A 16777-nucleotide genomic window follows, 5' to 3' on the forward strand; every position below is an offset into this window, starting at 1 on the left:
CGACCTGGACGTGTCGTTGGCCCGGCCGGCCCGGCCCGAGGCGGCCAGCTATGATTTCGCGCCGCTTGACGCCTTCATGGACTATGCCCGCAAACGCGGGGTGGCGGTGGTGCTCAAGACCTCGGCCAACCATTTCCTGCCTCGCTGGTGGCTGACCGAGAACGGCTTTCCCCCGGGCGTCGGCTATCAGGAGAAATCCGCCTGTCCGACCTGCGAGACCGACGCCTACGGCACGGCCTACGGCAATCCGAGCATGGGCAGCCTCGCCGTTCGCCGCGACTACGGGGCCTTTGTCGAGGCGCTGGTGACCCGCTACCGCAGCCACCCGGCCCTGGCCGGCTGGGCCTTTGGCCTTGGTCCCACGGGCGAGGACGCCTACGGTCCCAACTACATCGTGGTGGACGCCCCGGGCGGCGGCAAGGGCCTGGGCCGGCGGCCCATGATGTTTACCGACTATTCCCCGGATTTCACCGCCCGTTTCCGGGACTGGCTGGCGGCCAAATACGGCTCCGAAGCAGCCTTGCGCCGGGCCTGGAATGATCCGGCCGTGTCCCTGGCCACGTTTCGCACGCCGCCGCCGGCCGAGCTGGTGCTCCATCCGGCCGCCTTTTCCCGGGAGCCCTTCCCGGACCCGGCCATGGAACGCGACATGGACCTGCCGGCGGTGTTGACTGCCAAGGGTCTGGATTTTTATGCCTTCCGTGTCGAGGCCCGGGAGTCGGACACCGACTATTACGCCCGGCGCATCAAGGCCCTGGACCCGGGCCATGTGCTTTTTTTCAATGGCCGGGCCAGGGCGTCGTTGCGCGCGCACCCGTCCATCGACGGGATCTTTTTCAATCCCCACCCCCGGTTCGGCCAGCCGCTGTTTTTTGAAGCCAACCAACTCGATACGATTTTTCGGTCGGTGGAAGGCATCACCGCCGCCGGCAAGCTGGCCCTGGTGGCCTCGGAAAACGGGGCCGAGCGGACCCCGATTGGCGGGCGCTACGAGTCCCCGGAGCAGATCAATTATCTGGTGGCCCTGGGCCGGGGTGTGCGGTTCCTGGGCGGGATCATGGGCTATGCCGTGGACCTGCTCGATGTCGGCACGGACAACCACTGGCTGCCCACCTGGTTTTCCGGGGATGCCCGGGCGGCCATGCGGACCATCGAGGCCACCCGTCCGGGGCCTGGGAAGGGACCGTGCGAGGTGCTCCGGCAGCTTCGCCGGGACAACCGTTGCGACGCCGGCGCTGGGGCTCCCCTGGGCTGCGGCCTGACCGAGCTGGCCTTTATCAATTATTGCCGCATGGACTTGGGTTGCGACGCCAACCACGACGGTCGGGTGAGCGATGCCGAGTTCGCGGCCTGCCGCCCGGCCAGTCAGCCGGTCCCGGCCGCCCCGGCCACCCCGGGCACCCCGGCCACGGTGACGCCTGGAGCCGCGCCCACAGCCGCCCCGGCCGGCAAATGCGGCGACGGCATCTGCGATGATTTCGAGCGGTCGCGCGGCGTGTGCCCGGCCGACTGCGGCGGCGCGGCCGGTCCGGCCATGGCCCCGGCCACCCCGGCTCCGGCCACGCCGGGAGCTGCGCCGGGAGCCGCCCCGGCCGGCAAGTGCGGCGACGGGGTATGCGACGATTTCGAGCGGTCGCGCGGGGTGTGCCCGGCCGACTGCGGCGGCGCGCCAGGTACTGTCAGCACCGCCGGCCCGGCCCCGGCAGCTTCAACCCCGGCCACGCCGGGAGCTGCTTCCACGGCCGCTCCGGCCGGCAAATGCGGCGACGGCGTATGCGACGCCTTTGAGCGGTCGCACGGGGTGTGTCCCCAGGATTGTCCGGCCACAACAACGTCTCCGGCCTCGCCGGGGAAATTCTAACCCGGCCCGCTGCGTCCCGTGCCTGTGACCCCTTTTCGCCTTGGCCCCTGCCTTGTCGGCCTCCTCGCCGCCGTCGGCCTGCTGGGCGCCGCGACTGCGGCGTATGGCCTCCCCTGGTGGGCTTCCCTGGCCGGCGTGTCTCTGGCCGTCCTGTTTCTCGCCTGTCTGGTCAGCCCGTTTTTCGGGCTGTGCGCCACGGCCTTTACCCTCATTATTGCCTGCGCCAACCTCTTCTATCTGGTGTCCGGCACGCTCCAGTTCCACATCTACCCCTACTACTTCCCGCTGTGCTTCACCTGCCTGGGGATGCTGGCCCGCTCCGGGCAGGGGCGGCTGCCGCTGGCCTCCCGCTCGGCCTTTATGCCGGTGCTGCTCTTGGTCTTTGTGGCCGAGACCGTAACCCTCCTGTGGACCCCGCATCCGGCCTGGGGCGCGGCCAATATTGTCCGCCTGCTCCTCAATATCCTGCTCTACTGGGCCGTGCTGGTGCTGTGCGACACCCGGCGTCGGCTGGATGTGCTGCTTAAAACCGTGCTGGCCAGTGCGTTTATGACCTCAATCGGGGTCATCGCCGCCATGTACTATGAGTTGGACATCCACCGCTATCTGACTTCGAGATGGGCCTTGGAGCTCCATCTCTACACCATCCGGGCCGGCGGCATCGAGTCCTGGAACCAGAGTGCCGGGCTTCTCAGCGTGGCCTCGTTCGTGGCCGCCGGCTATGCCGTGCTGGCCCGAACCGCGTGGCGGCGGGTGGGTTGGGGCCTTTGCGCCATGTATTTTTTCTGCACCATGCTTCTGCCGGCCAGCCGGGGGGCGCTGCTCGGGTTTCTCGGCGCGGCCGTGCTCCTGATTCTGGCCCTGCCGGCCACGCGGCGGGTATTTCTCCGCAAGACCACGCTTTTTGTCGTAGTACTCATTGCCGGGATGCTCATCACCACGCCGGGTTACATCGACCGTCTTTTGGTCGGCTTCGGCTACACCGGCGAACTCCTGTTCAGCAAGAAAAAGGCCTCCACCTCAAGCGACAGCGACGCCACCGGCCTGTCCACCCGGTTTAAAATCTGGGCCCATGGCTTTCGCAGCCTGGGCGAGCGTCCGGGCACGGTCCTGGCCGGCATGGGGGCCGGGGGCTTTACCTACAACGTCAAGGTTTTTGAAGTACACAACGTCTATCTGGCCTTTTATTACGACATGGGGCTGGTCGGGCTGTTTTTGCTGGCGCTTCTGGGCTTTATTGCCTTGGGGCGCACCATCCCGACCTATCTGGCCTTCCAGGCCCGTCTGGCCCGGCCGCCAGGGGGCGACGGGGGGGGCGGGCCGGCCGGGGCGGCCTCGGCCGACTTTGCCCTGGTGATGTTTTACGCCGTGCTGACCGCGCTGGTGGCCGAGGTGGCTGTCCACGGCATCGTGGATTACGACCTGACCTCGTTTGTCTCGCGCTACGCCTTTTTCTATCTGGCCCTCTACGACGTGGCCCTGCGGCTGGCCCAGGCCCGGGTTGCCGCCCTGGCCACTACCTCGTCCGCCATCTCGACCGCCGGGCCGGCGGCCGTTCCTCTCGACGCCGCCGGCTCGGCATGCTAGCCCGCTGCCCAGCCTGATTCCCACCCGTATTCCCGACTGGATGCACCATGGCCTCTGAAATTTTCGGCAATGCGTCGTTTACCCGGTTCTGGACCGCCCGCAGCGCTTCGGGATTCGCCTACCACATGACCGCCGTGGCCATCGGCTGGCAGGTCTATGACCGAACCGGCAGCGCCTTTATGCTCGGGCTGGTCGGGCTGGTGGAATTTGCCCCCCAGTTCCTGCTCACCCTGGTTGTCGGGCAGGTGGCCGACCGCTTCGACCGCCGCCGCATCGCCGGGGTATGCCAGGCGGTGGTGGCCCTGGCCCTTTGCGTGCTGTTGGCCGAAACCATGGGCGGGTTTCTTGGCCTTGGCGGCATTTTTGCCTGCGTGGGGCTTATTGGCGCGGCCCGGGCCTTTGAGACGCCTTCGCTCCAGGCCTTGCTGCCGGGCCTGGTCAGCAAGGAATCCCTGCCCCGGATGCTGGCCTGGAGCGGGTCGGTCTGGAAAACGGCCATGATCCTCGGACCGGCGGCCGGCGGCCTGCTCTTTGCCCTGGGGCCGGGGGTGGTCTATGGCCTGGGCGCGGTGGTCTACGCCGTGGCCTGCGCCACCGTGCTGTCCATCCCCCCGGTTCCCCGCCCGAGTGCGCCGCCGGGCAGCCTTTGGCATACGGCCCTGGACGGGCTGCACTTCATTCGCAGCCGCCCGGTCATTTTCGGGGCCATCTCGCTGGACCTCTTTTCCGTGCTGCTTGGCGGGGCCGTCGGGCTGATGCCGGTCTTTGCCCGGGACATCCTGGTCGTTGGCCCGGGAGGCCTGGGGGCGCTTCGGGCCGCGCCGAGCCTTGGAGCCCTGGCCATGTCGCTTTATCTCACCCGTTTTCCCCTGGCCCGGCGGGTGGGGCCGACCATGTTCGGGGCAGTGGCGGTCTTTGGGCTGGCCACCATCGTTTTTGGCCTGTCGCGCTCCTTTTCCCTGTCCCTGGCGGCCCTGATCCTCCTTGGGGCCAGCGACATGGTCAGCGTGGTCATCCGGGCCACGCTCATTCAGATCGACACCCCGGATGCCCTGCGCGGCCGGGTCAGCGCCGTCAACGCCGTCTTTATCGGCACCTCCAACCAGCTCGGCGATTTCGAGTCCGGCGTGTTGGCGGCACTATTGGGAGCCACCGGGGCCGTGGTCTTCGGCGGGGTCGGCACTCTGGCCGTGGTCGCCTTGTGGATGCGCTTTTTCCCGGAACTGGCCCGGCGCGACCGGCTGGTGCCCGAGGCCGACCCATCGTTGTGAGGCCCCAGGGCCTTGCCCCGAGGCCGCATCCTCCGTATGCAGAGGGCGCGGCAGCCGGCCGCAAGACGCAAAGAGGGGAGGGGGCATGAACGAAGAGTCCTGGCGCGGGGAATTCGCGGTGACGGCCGATACGGTGTTTTTCAACCACGCAGCAGTGTCCCCCCTGCCGCGCCGGGCCTGTCTGGCCGGGCATGAGGTCTTTGCCGAACGCTGGCGGCGGGCATCCAAGGATTACATGCGCTGGATCGCCCTGGTGGCCGAAGCCAGGGAACGGGCCGCCCGGCTGCTTGGCACAACGCCCGAGCACGTGGCCTTTACCGGCAACACCTCCTGCGGCCTGTCCCTGGTCGCGGCCGGCCTTGACTGGAAGCCCGGCGACAAGGTGGCCGTCACCTGGCCAGATTTTCCCTCCGTGCGCTTTCCCTTTGACAATCTGGCTCGCCTCGGCGTCACCGTGGTCGAGATTCCCCGGCATGAAGGCGTGGTGGATATGGCAGCGGCCGCCCGGCTTCTTCCGGGTTGCCGGCTGGCGGTGGCCTCCACCGTGGACTGGATGACCGGCGCGGCCCTGCCGGCAGCCGAGTTTATCCGGCTGTGCCATGAGGCCGGGGCGCTGTGCTGCTTTGACGCCATCCAGAGCCTGGGAGCGCTGCCCTTTGACGCCACAGCCCTGGGCGTCGATTTTGTGGCCGCCGGCTGCCACAAATGGCAGCTTGGACCCATGGGACTGGGCATTTTTTACGTCTCCCCGGCCGCCGCCCCGGCCCTGGCCACGGTCCTGGCCGGCTGGCGCAGCATGCGCGACGAGGAGCGCCTGGGCGAGGAATTTTGCTTGAAAGAAGGAGCCGGGCGCTTCGAGCCGGGCACCCAGGACATAACGGCCATTGCGGCTTACGGCGAGTCGCTGTCCCTGTTGGAAGAGGTCGGGATGGCCGGCGTGGCCCAGCGGATTTTTGCCGTCACCCGGGGGCTGGCCGAGGGACTGGCCGAGCGCGGGCTCACCGTGGTCTCGCCCCGGGGGGCCGGGGAATGTTCGGGCATCCTGTCCTTTGCCCATCCTGATCCGTCGGGGCTCTTTGCCCACCTCGACGCGGCCGGCGTGGCCGCCTCGCCCCGGGGCGGGCGCATCCGGCTGTCGCCGCATTTTTATAACGACGCCAGCGATGTGGCCCGGTTTTTCACCATCCTTGATACCTTTGACCGGCGTTGACCGGACGGACGGGCGGGAGCGTTTATGCGGCGGGCGATTTTCATTCTCAGCCAAAAAGGCGGGTCGGGCAAATCGACCTTTTCCCGGGCCTTGCTCGATCATCTGCGGCGTGTGCGGGGGCTTCCCGTTGCCGCCTATGATGCTGACGGGCAGGTGGGGCAACTCCTCCAGCACTATGGCGCGCGCGACGCCCGGGGGGGACTCCTTGCCCCTCAGGATCCGCTGTTTGGCGTAGCCAGCTTCGATTTGCGCCAGGCCGCCCAGCGGGGGATGGTGCTCGACGCCCTGGACGTGCCCGCCCCGATCCTGCTGTTCGATTTCCCGGCCGGCTGCCTGGGGGATCTGGGCCGGGTGGTGGGCGGCGGCCGGGGCATGGCCCCGCTCCTGGACGCCTTCGAGGCCGAGGGGGTGCGCCTGACCGTGGTGGTGGTCATCTCCAATGTCCAGGCCTCGACCCACAACGTGCTGGCCGCCATGGAGGCCTTTGGCGACCGGGTGGACTATGTGGTGGTGAAGAACTGCTTTTACGGCCAGCCTGAGGATTTCCTCTTTTTCGACGGCTTCACCGGGGCCGACGGCTTGGCCTACGGCGGGCAGGCCCGGGAGGCGCTGGCCCGGCGCGGCGGCGTGGTTTTTGCCCTGCCGGCCCTGCCCGGCCGGGAATACGCCCTGTGCGACCTTTACAGCCTGGGCTTTACCGAAGCCGCCAGCTACCGGGCGCTGCGGCGCAGCGAGCGGGCAACCCTGGCCGTCTTTATGCAGGACTTCGGCCAAGAGGCCGACCGGACCGCACCGCTTTTCGGCGATGTCCCGGACCGTCCCGTCGCTGGTTCACCTCGCGTTGAGACAAGGCCGTGAAACCGTTTGGCGCGACAAGAGACTGTATTTAGAGTCTTTATTCGTAAAGAATCAATGCGTTGCGCGGACGCGGCACAAGGGGCGCGTCCGCACAACAAAAGGCCGGGGGACCAGATGGTTCCCCGGCCTTTTGCATGGCAGTCAGGTCGTCAGGTAAATCAGACGAACGAGCGGGCGAACAGATCGGCAATGGCCGCGATACCGGCCTCGTTGGGGAAGCGTGTTCCGGTGCCGGTGAAATGGGTCTGGCTGATGACCGGGGCGGCGGACGGTTCCCAGGCACCGCTTTTCCAGGTGAACCAACCCTCTTTTTCCTGGCAGAAGACATAGAGGGGCTTGTTGCAGATCTTGGCGAATTCCGCGCCCCAACCCGTGCCGCCGGTTACCGTGCCGTCTTCGTGGATGACCCCGACGACAAACACTTCAAGTCCGGCGTCCACCTGGTGCATGATGGTGCGCAGCACCATGCGGATCTGGGGGCCGTTGCTGAATTTGCGGTCCAGGAGCTTGGACACGTAGGTCAGGCTCACGTCTTTTTTGACCAGCTCTTCGTTTGTCAGCACGCGGATGCCGCGGGTGCGCTCGATGCGGTGGCCCTCGAAGGTGAAATTGACCTCCTGGACGCCGTAGCGTTCGGCCTGGCGTCCGAATTCGGCTTCAGCGCCCTGGGCGCCGCCGCTAAAGAGCGTGAAATTCGTGGCGTTGGGCATTTCGACTCCTTGGCAGATGGGTTGCGGATCAAGGCCGTGTGGGTTCGCCGATCCTTCCTTTTGCACCTTTGCCCGCTCTTTCGCAACACCAGCCAAGGGCACGCCCGCTGGAATCAGGGCGTTTTTTGGCCAAGCAGCCGCAGCAGGCCGTCGAGGATGGTCAGGGGATGGGGCGGACAGCCCGGGATAAACAGGTCGACCGGCAGATGGGGCGTGGCCCCGCCGGTGGTTTCCGGGTTTCCCGCAAAGAGCCCGCCGGAAATGGCGCAGGTCCCGATGGCCACGGCCACCCGGGGATCGGGCACGGCCTCGAAGGTGGCCAGGGCGGCGGCCAGCATGTTGCGCGGCATCGGGCCGGTCACGGCCACGCCGTCGGCGTGGCGCGGCGAGGCCACGAAATCGATGCCGAAACGGCCGAGGTCAAAGACCACGGTGGTCAGCACGTTGGTGTCGGCCTCGCAGGCGTTGCAGCCGCCGGCGCTGACCTGGCGCAAGCGCAAGGACCGGGAAAAGAGTTGCAGCCGGGCCGGCTCCAGCGGGGCAACGGTCGGGCGCAGGCCCGGACGCAGCACCAGTCCCTCCCGGGTGCTCGACGCCAGCCGGTGGTCCCGGGAAAAGGTCACCCGCCCGGCCGGACAGGCCCCAGCGCAGGCCCCGCACAGGATGCAGCGGCCAAGGTCGAGAAAGAGGCCGGCCGCGTCGGCCCCAAGCGCCCCGGTCGGGCATACTCCGGCGCAGGACGGACAGCCCGCGGCGCAGGGCGCGTCGGACAGGACCGGCAGTCCCCGGAAGCGCGGCGGCAGGGCCGGCATTTCCCGGGGGAAGGCCACGGTGCGATGCCCCTGGCGCAGGCGTTCAAGCAGGATATGAAGCATGCTTCGGCGTCCTAGAGGTCATGGCCGCAGTACGACAGGTTGAAACTCTTGTTGCACATGGGGAAATCGGAAATCTGCTGGCCGCGAAGGGCCAGGGCCAGTCCGAACCAGTTGTGAAAGGACGGATCGACGATCTTGTAGGCGGCAAACTGCCCGTTCGCGTCGGTTGCGGCCACGTGGCAGATCTCGCCGCGCCAGCCCTCGGCCAGCCCCACGGCCAGCGAGTCCGGGGGCAGGTTGGACGGCAGGGCCTGCCGCACCGGACCGGCGGGCAGATCGGCCAGGGCGGCGTCGATAAATTCCAGCGACGCCTCCATCTCCAGGCGGCGCACCAGGGCGCGGGCGTAGACCCCGCCGAAATCGTGGATCTGCATGGGGATGTCCTTGGCTCCGGCCCCGGACAGGGGAAAGGAGTGGCGGGCGTCGCGGGGCAGGCCGCAGGCCCGGGCCGGCGGACCGACCAGCCCGATGTCCCGGGCGGTCTCCGCGGCCAGCCGCCCCGTGCCCTCGAACCGGGCCAGGGCCGAGGACGAGGAAAAAAGCAGCTCGGCCGCGCCAAACGCGGCCCGGCGGGTGGCTTCCAGACGGGCGTCGAGCAGCCGGATCACGGCGTCGTCGAGATCAAAGGCCGTGCCGCCGGGACGCACCAGGCCCCGGCCGAAGCGATTGCCGCACAAAAGCGCCGTCAGATTCAAAAAATCGCCCCGGATGCGGCCGCAAAAGGCCATGGTCGGCTGGTAGCCCACATCGCCGGCCAGAGCGCCGAGGTCGCCGGTATGGTTGGCCAGACGCTCCAGTTCCAGGGCCACCCGGCCGATGGCCCGGCCCCGGGGGGGCGCGGTCAGGCCGGTCAGGGTCTCGATCAGGGCGGCATGGGCCAGGGAGTGGCCAATGGTGGTGTCGCCGGCGGCCGTTTCCATGAAATGCACGGTGCGCCGGTCCGGGCCGCCGGCGAGCGCCGCCTCGATGCCCCGATGCTGGAAACCCAGGCTGATCTCCAGGTGCAGGACTTCTTCGCCGAAACACTGGAACCGGAAATGGCCGGGTTCGATGATGCCCGCGTGGACCGGTCCCACGGCCACCTCGTGGACCTCTTCGCCGCGCACCTGGAAATAGTCGGTCACGCCCGGACCCGGGCGGGGCAGGTCGGGCCGGGCCGGCGTGCCGGTAAAACGCACCGGTTTGAGCCAGGGATGGCCTTCGGGCATGATGCCCCATTGCTCATAGAGCTCGCGTTCAAAGAGGTGGCACTGGGGGCACTGGGGTGTGAGCGACGGATAGGCCGTGGTCGGCTGGGCGCGCAAAAAGGCCAGCCGGCCGTCGCGGTCGCGGCCAAGCAGGCAGGCCAGCCCCGGGCCGGAGTCGCCAGGCAGGGCAAAGAGGGCCAGGACCCGCCAGCCGGCGGCCGCCCGGGTGAGCGTTTCCTGGCGAAATTCGGCCACCGGCAGCCGGGGCGCGTCGGCCAGGGCAATGGATGTGTTGTAGGGAAATTCCATGGCCTAGCCTCCCAGGGAAATGGCGGCGGCCGCCCGGGTCAGAAGCGAGACGAGGCCGCGGGGCAGATACAGGCCAAAGACCAGGGTGGCGGCCAGCAGGGCCAGGGGGGGGCCAACGGCCAGCAGCCGCTCCGGGCCGGGCTGGGGCACGGCCGGGGGCAGCGGCCCCTGGACCATGCGGCACACCGAGGTGGCCATGCCGACGAAGATGACGGTCAGGGCGGCCAGATAAAGAACCGGGGCGAGGATGCGGCCGCTTTCCAGCATGGCCGTCAGGATGGTCAGTTCGCTCACAAAAATGCCAAAGGGCGGCGAGCCGACAATGGCCAGAAATCCGGCCATCCACAGGGCGGCGGTGATGGGCAAGGCCCGGGAGACGCCCCGGGCGTCGTGGCAGGAGCGGGTGTGGTAGGCGGCCAGGATGTTGCCGGAAATGAGAAACAACGCGCCCTTGGTCAGGGAGTGGTTGACGGCGTGGAGCATGGCTCCAAAGGTCGCACCGCCGCCAATGCCGACACCCAGCGCCAGGATGCCCATGTGTTCGACGCTGGAATAGGCCAGCATTCGCTTGTAGTCGCCCTGGCCGACAATGAAGACGGCGGCCGTGACCATGGACACCAGCCCGAACATGACGAGCAACTCGCCGCAAAACTCACCCATGCCGGCCCCGGTCAGCACCTGCCCGGCCCGCAGGATGCCGAGGAAGGCGCAGTTTAAAAGCGCGCCGGAGAGCAGGGCCGAAACCAGGGACGGCGACTGGCTGTGCGCGTCGGGCAGCCAGTTGTGCATGGGGGCCAGGCCCATCTTCGAGCCGTAGCCGACCAGCAGGAAAATAAAGGCCGCCCGCAGCCAGGGCTTGGCCGCCATCCCGGCCCGGGGGAGTATCTCGGTTAAGCCCATGGACGTCAGGGGACTGACCGGATCGAAAAAGGCCACGGAAACCAGGATGTTGCCAAGCAGGGCCAGGGCGATGCCCACGGAGCAGATGAGCAGGTATTTCCAGGTGGCTTCCAGGGAGCGGCGGTGGCGGTGGAAATAGATGAGCGGGGCGCTGGACAGCGTGGTGGCCTCGATGCCCACCCACAGGACCGAGAGATTGCGGGTGGCGCACACCACGGTCATGGCCGACAGGAACAGGCACAGGCACATGGAAAAAACCCGCTCCGGGGCGTTGGAAAAGGCTGCGCCGTCCTGGAAATCGCGTTTGGGACCGGCGTCTTCATGGCTTAAGTAGCCGGCGGCGTAGATGGACGCGGCCACGAAGAGCAGGCTGGCCAGGGACAAAAAGAGCTGGCCCGGGGCGTCGAGTTCGAGCAGGCCGCCGTAGGCCGGGCTTGGCGGAAAGAGGTAGGTGGCCCCGGTCAGGGCGGCATGGATCAGGCCGGTCAGCACCAGCAGCAGCCGGCGGGGGGCGTCGGCGCGAAGGGCCAGGGCCAAGAGGCCGGCCAGCAGGGGGACGAGGGGGAGAGCAACGAGCATAGGGGTCTAGTCCCGCAACGAGCAAAACCGTCCGACGTCGATGGACTCGAAGGTTTTATTGATATGGTGCAGGGCGATGCCCATGACAAAGACGGCCACGAACACGTCGAGGAGCACCGACAGTTCCAGCCAGACCGAGCCTTGGGCGGACAGGGGCACGCCCAGCAGGAAAATGCCGTTTTCGGCGGCCAGATAACCGATGACCTGGGTGAGCGCCTTGCGCCGGGCCACCACCAGGGCCAGCCCGGAAAAAATCGAGGTCAGGGCGGCCGGGAAGAGCAGCGGCGGGAACAGTTCCGGCGGAAACGGCAGCCGGGTCTCCAGCCACAGGGAAAAGAGCAGTCCGGCCACGCCGGCCAAAAGTGACACGTTAAAGCCCAGATACGGCTCCACCACCGGGTTGACTTCCAGGCGGGCCAGGGTCCGGGCCAGCAGCCAGGGGAAGCCGATGCCCTTGATGGCCAGGACGCCAAGCGCCAGGATGACGGCGTGGCCGTGGGGGGAGGGACCCAGGACGGCCAGGGGGGCGGCGGCCAGCAGGACGCCCTGGACCGCGGTGATGCGGGTGAGCGAACGCAGGCGGGTCACGGCCAGATAGGCCAGATTGACGCACACAAGGGCCACCATCAGCGTTTGGGTCGGGTCCACGGCTACCTCCACACCGTCAGCACCAGGGACAGGGCGGCCAGGGTCCCGGCAGCTCCGAGCAGGCGCGGCACGCGGATAAGCCGCAGCCGGGCCATGGACGATTCCACCAACCCCACGGCCCCGGCCACGACCACCATGCCGGCCAGAAAGACGGCCCAGCCGGCCAGCGGCTCCATGGCCCGCACCGGCAGGACGCTCAGGGCCGTTGCGGCGGCGAAAAACCAGAGTTTGAGGCAGGAGCCGTAGACAATGGCGGCCATGTCCGGGCCGCTGTGGTCAAGGACCATGACCTCGTGGATCATGGTCAGTTCCAGGTGGGTGTTGGGATCGTCCACCGGGATGCGGCAGTTTTCGGTCAAAAGCAAAATAAAGAGGATCACCGGCACGAACAGGCGTTCCGGGGCCAGATCCCCGGTCAGCCCCTGGCCGAGCATCCCGGACAGGGAGATGTCCGGCGCACCGGCGGCCAGGGCCAGCAGGCACAGAAACAGCACCGGTTCGGCCAGGGCGGAAAAGGCGGCCTCGCGGCTGGCCCCCATGCCCTCAAAGCTCGATCCGCTGTCCAAGGCGGCCAGGATCAGGGCCAGCCGGCCCAGGCCCAGGCAGTAGGCGGCCAGGATGAAGTCGCCGGTAAAGGCGGCCGGCGAGGCTCCGGCCGGTCCGGGCAAGAGCGTCAGGGCAATGGCGGCCGTGGCCAGGGAAACGACCGGGCCAAGGGGCAGCATCCAGCTTGACGTTTCGCTTTCCACCACGCCCTTGCGCACCAGCCGGGCCAGATCGAAATAGGTCTGCAGCAGGGGGCGGCCGACCCGGCCGGACAGGCGGGCTTTGACGCGGTTGATGATTCCGGGCAGCAGCGGGGCCAGGATGAGGGCGGCGAGGAAATGGGCGAGGGCATCCATACTGTTACAGCTTCCAGGCCAACAGCAGGACGACCGTGGCCAGCACGTAAAGGATGTAGAGGTGCACCCGGCCGTGCTGCACCACTTTAAGCGCATCGCAGCCCCGGGCGATGGCCTCGAACAGCGGTGTGTACAAACGGCCGCGGATGAGGTCCGGGCTGGCGACAAACAGCGTGGCCCGCTTGGGAAAAAGCCCCGGGTCCATGTCCAGGCGTCGGGCGAGTCCCATGGGCTGGCCCAGGATTTGGGTTGTCGGTTCGACAAAGGATGCGGCCCCGTACTGCACCCGGGAGGTGCCGGCGGTGTAGCCGCAGCCCCAGGTCGGGCCGCGACGCCGGCCGTGGGCGGCGGTCAGCCTCCGGCGCAGCCCCAACAGGAGAAGACTCAGGGCCACGATGCCGGCGGAAAAAAGGCTCACGATGCGGGCTATGCTCCAGGCTTTGGCCAGGGCGGCCCGGGCCGGGGCCGGGTCCATGCCGGGGAAGGCCAGGGCGGCCTGTCCGGCCAGGGCCAGCAGGCCCGGAGCGAAAACGGCGGCCAGGAGCAGGCAACCGGCCAGAAAGGCGATGGGGACCAGGCCCGGCCGGGCCGGGGAGGTAGCCTTGGCCGCAGCCGGGGTGCGGGGCTGGCCCAGAAAGGCCAGCCCGCCGGCTTTGGCAAAGGCGGCCAGGGCAAAGCCGCCGACAGCGGCCAGGGCGGCCAGGGATGCGGCCAGCCCGACCCGGGGCAGCAGCCCCGGCAGATCAAGGCCGGTCAGGATGGCCAGGGCCAGGACCAGCTCGCCGAGAAAGCCGGGCAGGGGCGGCAGGCCGACAATCCCGGCGGCAGCCAGGAAAAACGCTCCGCCAACGACGGGCAGCCGGTTGGCCAGCCCGCCCAGGTGGGCGATGCGCATGCTGCCAACGGCAGCCAGGACCTCGCCGACGCACAGGAAGAGCAGTCCCTTGAAACCGGCATGGCACAACATGTGGAACACCGCCCCGGAAAAGCCAAGGACGGCCATGGCGGTGTTGCCGCTGGTCCGTCCGATAAGCCCCAGGCCCAGGCCCAGGCAGACCAGGCCCATGTTTTCCACGCTGGAATAGGCCAAAAGCCGTTTGAGATTGCCCTGGGCCAGGGCGCGCAGGATACCATACAGGGCGCTTGCCAGTCCCAGGGCGACCAGCAGCCAGCCCTGCCAGAGGGCGGACGGTCCAAGCAGTTCGAGGGTGCGCCACAGACCGTATATGCCGACGTTGATCATGCCCCCGGCCATAAGCGCGGTGACGTGGCTCGGGGCGGCGGCGTAGACGTCGGGCAGCCAGACATGGAAGGGGATCAGGCCGACTTTGGCGGCAAAACCAATGAGGGCCAGAAAGAACAGGAGGGACGGCGCGGTCAGCTGGCCCGAGCGGGCCGCGGCGGCGATGGCCTCGAAGCTGCTGCCGCCGGCCTGGCCCATGGCCAGGGTGAAAAAGGCGATGAGGCAGACCGCGCCGATGTGGGCGGCCACGAGGTAGACCCAGGCGGCCTCGCGCACCTCGGCTTCGTCGTCATTGAGGCTGATGAGGAAAAACGGGGCCAGGGACATGGCTTCCCAGGCAATGAGAAACAGGACCCCGTCGCGGGCGGCCATGACCAGGGACAGGCCAAGGAGCAGGATGTGAAAGCAGAACCAGTGGGGGCCACGCCGGTCGCTTCCGGCATGGGCGGCGTCGTGGCCGGCCAGATGCAGGCTGCCGGACACGGCTGCGGCCGCGCCCAGGATATACACGGGCAGGAGAAACAGGCGGGTGGCCGGGTCGAGCCCCAGGGAAAATGCGCCAAGGGGCAGGCCCCAGGGCAGGGTGACGGTGCTGACCGCGCTGACCGGCGCGCTGAGCACCCCGGCCAGTCCGGCCAGGGAGCCGGCGACTGCGGCGGCAGGGGCCAGGCGATTGGCTGCTTCGCGTCCCCCGAACACCAGGGCGCACAGCGCGCCAAGCAGATAGCAGGTGAGCGAGAGCCCGAACAATTCCATGGTCGACAACCCTTTCTTGGGGGCCGCCGCATCTATTCGGTCGGTCCCATTGCCGCGTAATCCTTAAAAAAGAGGCGTAAGCCTCCAACTGGGCCGTGTCAATGCCGCCCCTTTGCCCCGGGCTACTCGTCCAGGTGCATCCGGGTCATGGACGTGCGCAGATCCGAAGCCAGATGGGCCAGATTGGACACGGCGGAGGACGCTACAGCCATGGCCCCGGCCGTGGATTCGGCAATGGTGTTGATGTGGTCGGTGGAGCGGTTGATCTCCTCGGAGGTGGCGGACTGCTGCTCGGCAGCCGTGGCAATGCCGCGCACCTGATCCGAGGTCCGTTCCACGAAATTTAAGATCTGGCGCAAGGCGTCGCCGGCGTCGTGGGCCAGGGTGTCGGCCTGTTCGATGACGTGGGTGGTCTCGTCGGTGGCGGCAATGTTGCGTCCGGCGCTGTCCTGGATGGCCCGGATGAAGCTGCTGACCTCTTTGGTGGCGGTCATGGTCTTCTCGGCCAGTTTGCGGACTTCGTCGGCCACGACGGCAAAGCCGCGTCCGGCCTCGCCGGCCCGGGCGGCCTCGATGGCGGCATTGAGGGCCAGCAGGTTGGTCTGGTCGGCGATGTCGGAGATGACCTGCATGATCTGGCCGATGCCCTGGGCCTGTTCGCCCAGGTCGCGCATTTCCGATTTGAGGCTCGTGGCCTTGGTATTGACCGATTCCATGACGTTTATGACCTGATCCACCAGATTGGCCCCGGTGGAAGCCATGGAATTGGCCTGTCCGGCCGTGGCGGCGGCGTCGCCGGCATTTCGGGCCACTTCAAGGATGGTGGCGTTCATTTCCTCGATTGCGGCGGCCACCTCGGTGGTGCGGGCGCGCTGTTCTTCCATGCCCTGGGTGGACTGGCTGATCTGGGCGGTCATGTGTTCGGCCGCCTCGGCCAGACTTTCGGCCACGGCCGTGGCTTCCTTGACGCCGTTGGCAATGCGGTGATTCTGCTCGGTAATGGTCCGTTCTTTGAGCACGACGCCGGTAAAGTCGGCCACGGAGATAAAGCCGCCGATGAGCTTGTTGTCAAAATCCATTATGGGCGTGGCAAACATGCTGATGAACTTGTGATGGCCTTTACGGGTATCAAATTCGGTCTTGGAGGACTGCTTCTGACGGCTACGAATGGCCGTTTCACCGATGGTCTCTCGGGAATCGCCATAGAAAAACTGGGAGAAATGCTTGCCGATATATTGCTGTGGCGTGCCGTCGTTTTCCGTCAGGCGCACCATATATTCATTGAGCCAGCTGATATTGCCCTTCTCGTCGATGATAGCCATGGGCGTGATGATATTGGCCAGCATGGCCTCGTCCCGGCTCAGACGCGTCTTGAGCGCAACTTCGTGGGGAAGGATGGTCTCCCGCAGGGCTGCGACCTGGAGCAGGGCGTTGTCGGTCAGGAAACAGTCGAATTTGTTCGACGTCATGGCGGCAAAGGTCTCTGAGACCTGGGCGCAGGTCGTTTCCACGCTATTTTTGGTCCACAGGAGAAAGCCGGTGGTGCACAGAAACGACACGGCCAACAGGCAATATGCAACCGGCCCGTCGCCGACCAGGGCACTGCCCGCCAGCAGCAGGGCGTTGCCAATGATAAGGACTGTCAACGGAAACGGCTTCATAAGTTCCTCCAACACCATCCGGTGATTCCCCGACTCGAATGAATGGGGAGTGCGTAACGCAATGCCCCCCAAAGCGCAACACATCCCGTAGCGTCTGTCCGCCAACAGGGTGTCGATTCAGAGGGAATGGAGCGGGTGGCGGAAGCGGACAACGGAAATGTTCTTGTTGGGATGGGACAATCGAAGGCCCCGGCGACGCGCCATGGCGCGTCGCCGGGCC

The 16777-nt window shown here is 67.3% G+C and carries 13 protein-coding genes; 5 read left to right on the top strand and 8 right to left on the bottom strand.

Annotated features, from left to right (window positions below):
• The 5 genes from NY78_RS15515 to NY78_RS15535 form a co-directional block, all read left to right on the top strand.
• On the top strand, positions 1-1861 hold a 1861-nt coding region (locus tag NY78_RS15515; protein WP_043637852.1), incomplete at its 5' end, for a beta-galactosidase.
• A gap of 18 nt (positions 1862-1879) precedes the next feature.
• Positions 1880-3448 (top strand): O-antigen ligase family protein, encoded by a 1569-nt coding sequence (locus NY78_RS15520; RefSeq protein WP_231584014.1) that lies wholly within the window; start codon positions 1880-1882, stop codon positions 3446-3448.
• A gap of 47 nt (positions 3449-3495) precedes the next feature.
• Positions 3496-4719 (top strand): MFS transporter, encoded by a 1224-nt coding sequence (locus tag NY78_RS15525; RefSeq protein WP_043637854.1) that lies wholly within the window; start codon positions 3496-3498, stop codon positions 4717-4719.
• A gap of 85 nt (positions 4720-4804) precedes the next feature.
• Entirely contained in the window at positions 4805-5929 is a 1125-nt protein-coding gene (locus NY78_RS15530) for an aminotransferase class V-fold PLP-dependent enzyme (RefSeq protein ID WP_043637856.1), read from the top strand.
• A 24-nt stretch (positions 5930-5953) separates the two neighbouring features.
• Positions 5954-6787, top strand: a complete 834-nt coding sequence (locus NY78_RS15535; protein WP_043637858.1) for a nucleotide-binding protein — start codon at positions 5954-5956, stop codon at positions 6785-6787.
• A 158-nt stretch (positions 6788-6945) separates the two neighbouring features.
• On the opposite strand, the gene NY78_RS15540 is transcribed toward NY78_RS15535, so the two are convergent.
• From NY78_RS15540 to NY78_RS15575, 8 genes are all read right to left on the bottom strand, one after another.
• Complete coding sequence (locus NY78_RS15540) at positions 6946-7497, bottom strand: hypothetical protein (protein ID WP_043637860.1); 552 nt, start codon at positions 7495-7497, stop codon at positions 6946-6948.
• Between the two features lie 113 nt (positions 7498-7610).
• The gene (locus tag NY78_RS15545; RefSeq protein WP_043637862.1) at positions 7611-8372 is read right to left on the bottom strand and encodes a 4Fe-4S binding protein; all 762 of its coding nucleotides are present in this window, start codon (positions 8370-8372) and stop codon (positions 7611-7613) included.
• A gap of 11 nt (positions 8373-8383) precedes the next feature.
• A complete protein-coding gene (locus NY78_RS15550) occupies positions 8384-9868 on the bottom strand; it encodes a hydrogenase large subunit (RefSeq protein WP_043637864.1) in 1485 nt (494 codons plus the stop codon).
• A gap of 3 nt (positions 9869-9871) precedes the next feature.
• Entirely contained in the window at positions 9872-11347 is a 1476-nt protein-coding gene (locus NY78_RS15555; protein WP_043637866.1) for a proton-conducting transporter transmembrane domain-containing protein, read from the bottom strand.
• 6 nt (positions 11348-11353) lie between these two features.
• A complete protein-coding gene (locus tag NY78_RS15560) occupies positions 11354-11974 on the bottom strand; it encodes a hydrogenase-4 component E (RefSeq protein ID WP_043638020.1) in 621 nt (206 codons plus the stop codon).
• 23 nt (positions 11975-11997) lie between these two features.
• The gene (locus NY78_RS15565) at positions 11998-12897 is read right to left on the bottom strand and encodes a respiratory chain complex I subunit 1 family protein (RefSeq protein ID WP_043637868.1); all 900 of its coding nucleotides are present in this window, start codon (positions 12895-12897) and stop codon (positions 11998-12000) included.
• 4 nt (positions 12898-12901) lie between these two features.
• The gene (locus NY78_RS15570; RefSeq protein ID WP_043637870.1) at positions 12902-14896 is read right to left on the bottom strand and encodes a proton-conducting transporter transmembrane domain-containing protein; all 1995 of its coding nucleotides are present in this window, start codon (positions 14894-14896) and stop codon (positions 12902-12904) included.
• A gap of 122 nt (positions 14897-15018) precedes the next feature.
• Positions 15019-16557 (bottom strand): methyl-accepting chemotaxis protein, encoded by a 1539-nt coding sequence (locus NY78_RS15575; protein ID WP_043637873.1) that lies wholly within the window; start codon positions 16555-16557, stop codon positions 15019-15021.
• Positions 16558-16777: the final 220 nt, after the last annotated feature.

It is taken from the genome of Desulfovibrio sp. TomC, assembly GCF_000801335.2.
Classification (GTDB): domain Bacteria; phylum Desulfobacterota; class Desulfovibrionia; order Desulfovibrionales; family Desulfovibrionaceae; genus Solidesulfovibrio.

Coding starts and splice junctions, on each gene's coding strand:
- NY78_RS15525 (WP_043637854.1), top strand. CDS start 3,496: ATGGCCTCTGAAATTTTCGGCAATGCGTCGTTTACCCGGTTCTGGACC.
- NY78_RS15530 (WP_043637856.1), top strand. CDS start 4,805: ATGAACGAAGAGTCCTGGCGCGGGGAATTCGCGGTGACGGCCGATACG.
- NY78_RS15535 (WP_043637858.1), top strand. CDS start 5,954: ATGCGGCGGGCGATTTTCATTCTCAGCCAAAAAGGCGGGTCGGGCAAA.
- NY78_RS15540 (WP_043637860.1), bottom strand. CDS start 7,497: ATGCCCAACGCCACGAATTTCACGCTCTTTAGCGGCGGCGCCCAGGGC.
- NY78_RS15545 (WP_043637862.1), bottom strand. CDS start 8,372: ATGCTTCATATCCTGCTTGAACGCCTGCGCCAGGGGCATCGCACCGTG.
- NY78_RS15550 (WP_043637864.1), bottom strand. CDS start 9,868: ATGGAATTTCCCTACAACACATCCATTGCCCTGGCCGACGCGCCCCGG.
- NY78_RS15555 (WP_043637866.1), bottom strand. CDS start 11,347: ATGCTCGTTGCTCTCCCCCTCGTCCCCCTGCTGGCCGGCCTCTTGGCC.
- NY78_RS15560 (WP_043638020.1), bottom strand. CDS start 11,974: ATGGTGGCCCTTGTGTGCGTCAATCTGGCCTATCTGGCCGTGACCCGC.
- NY78_RS15565 (WP_043637868.1), bottom strand. CDS start 12,897: ATGGATGCCCTCGCCCATTTCCTCGCCGCCCTCATCCTGGCCCCGCTG.
- NY78_RS15570 (WP_043637870.1), bottom strand. CDS start 14,896: ATGGAATTGTTCGGGCTCTCGCTCACCTGCTATCTGCTTGGCGCGCTG.
- NY78_RS15575 (WP_043637873.1), bottom strand. CDS start 16,557: ATGAAGCCGTTTCCGTTGACAGTCCTTATCATTGGCAACGCCCTGCTG.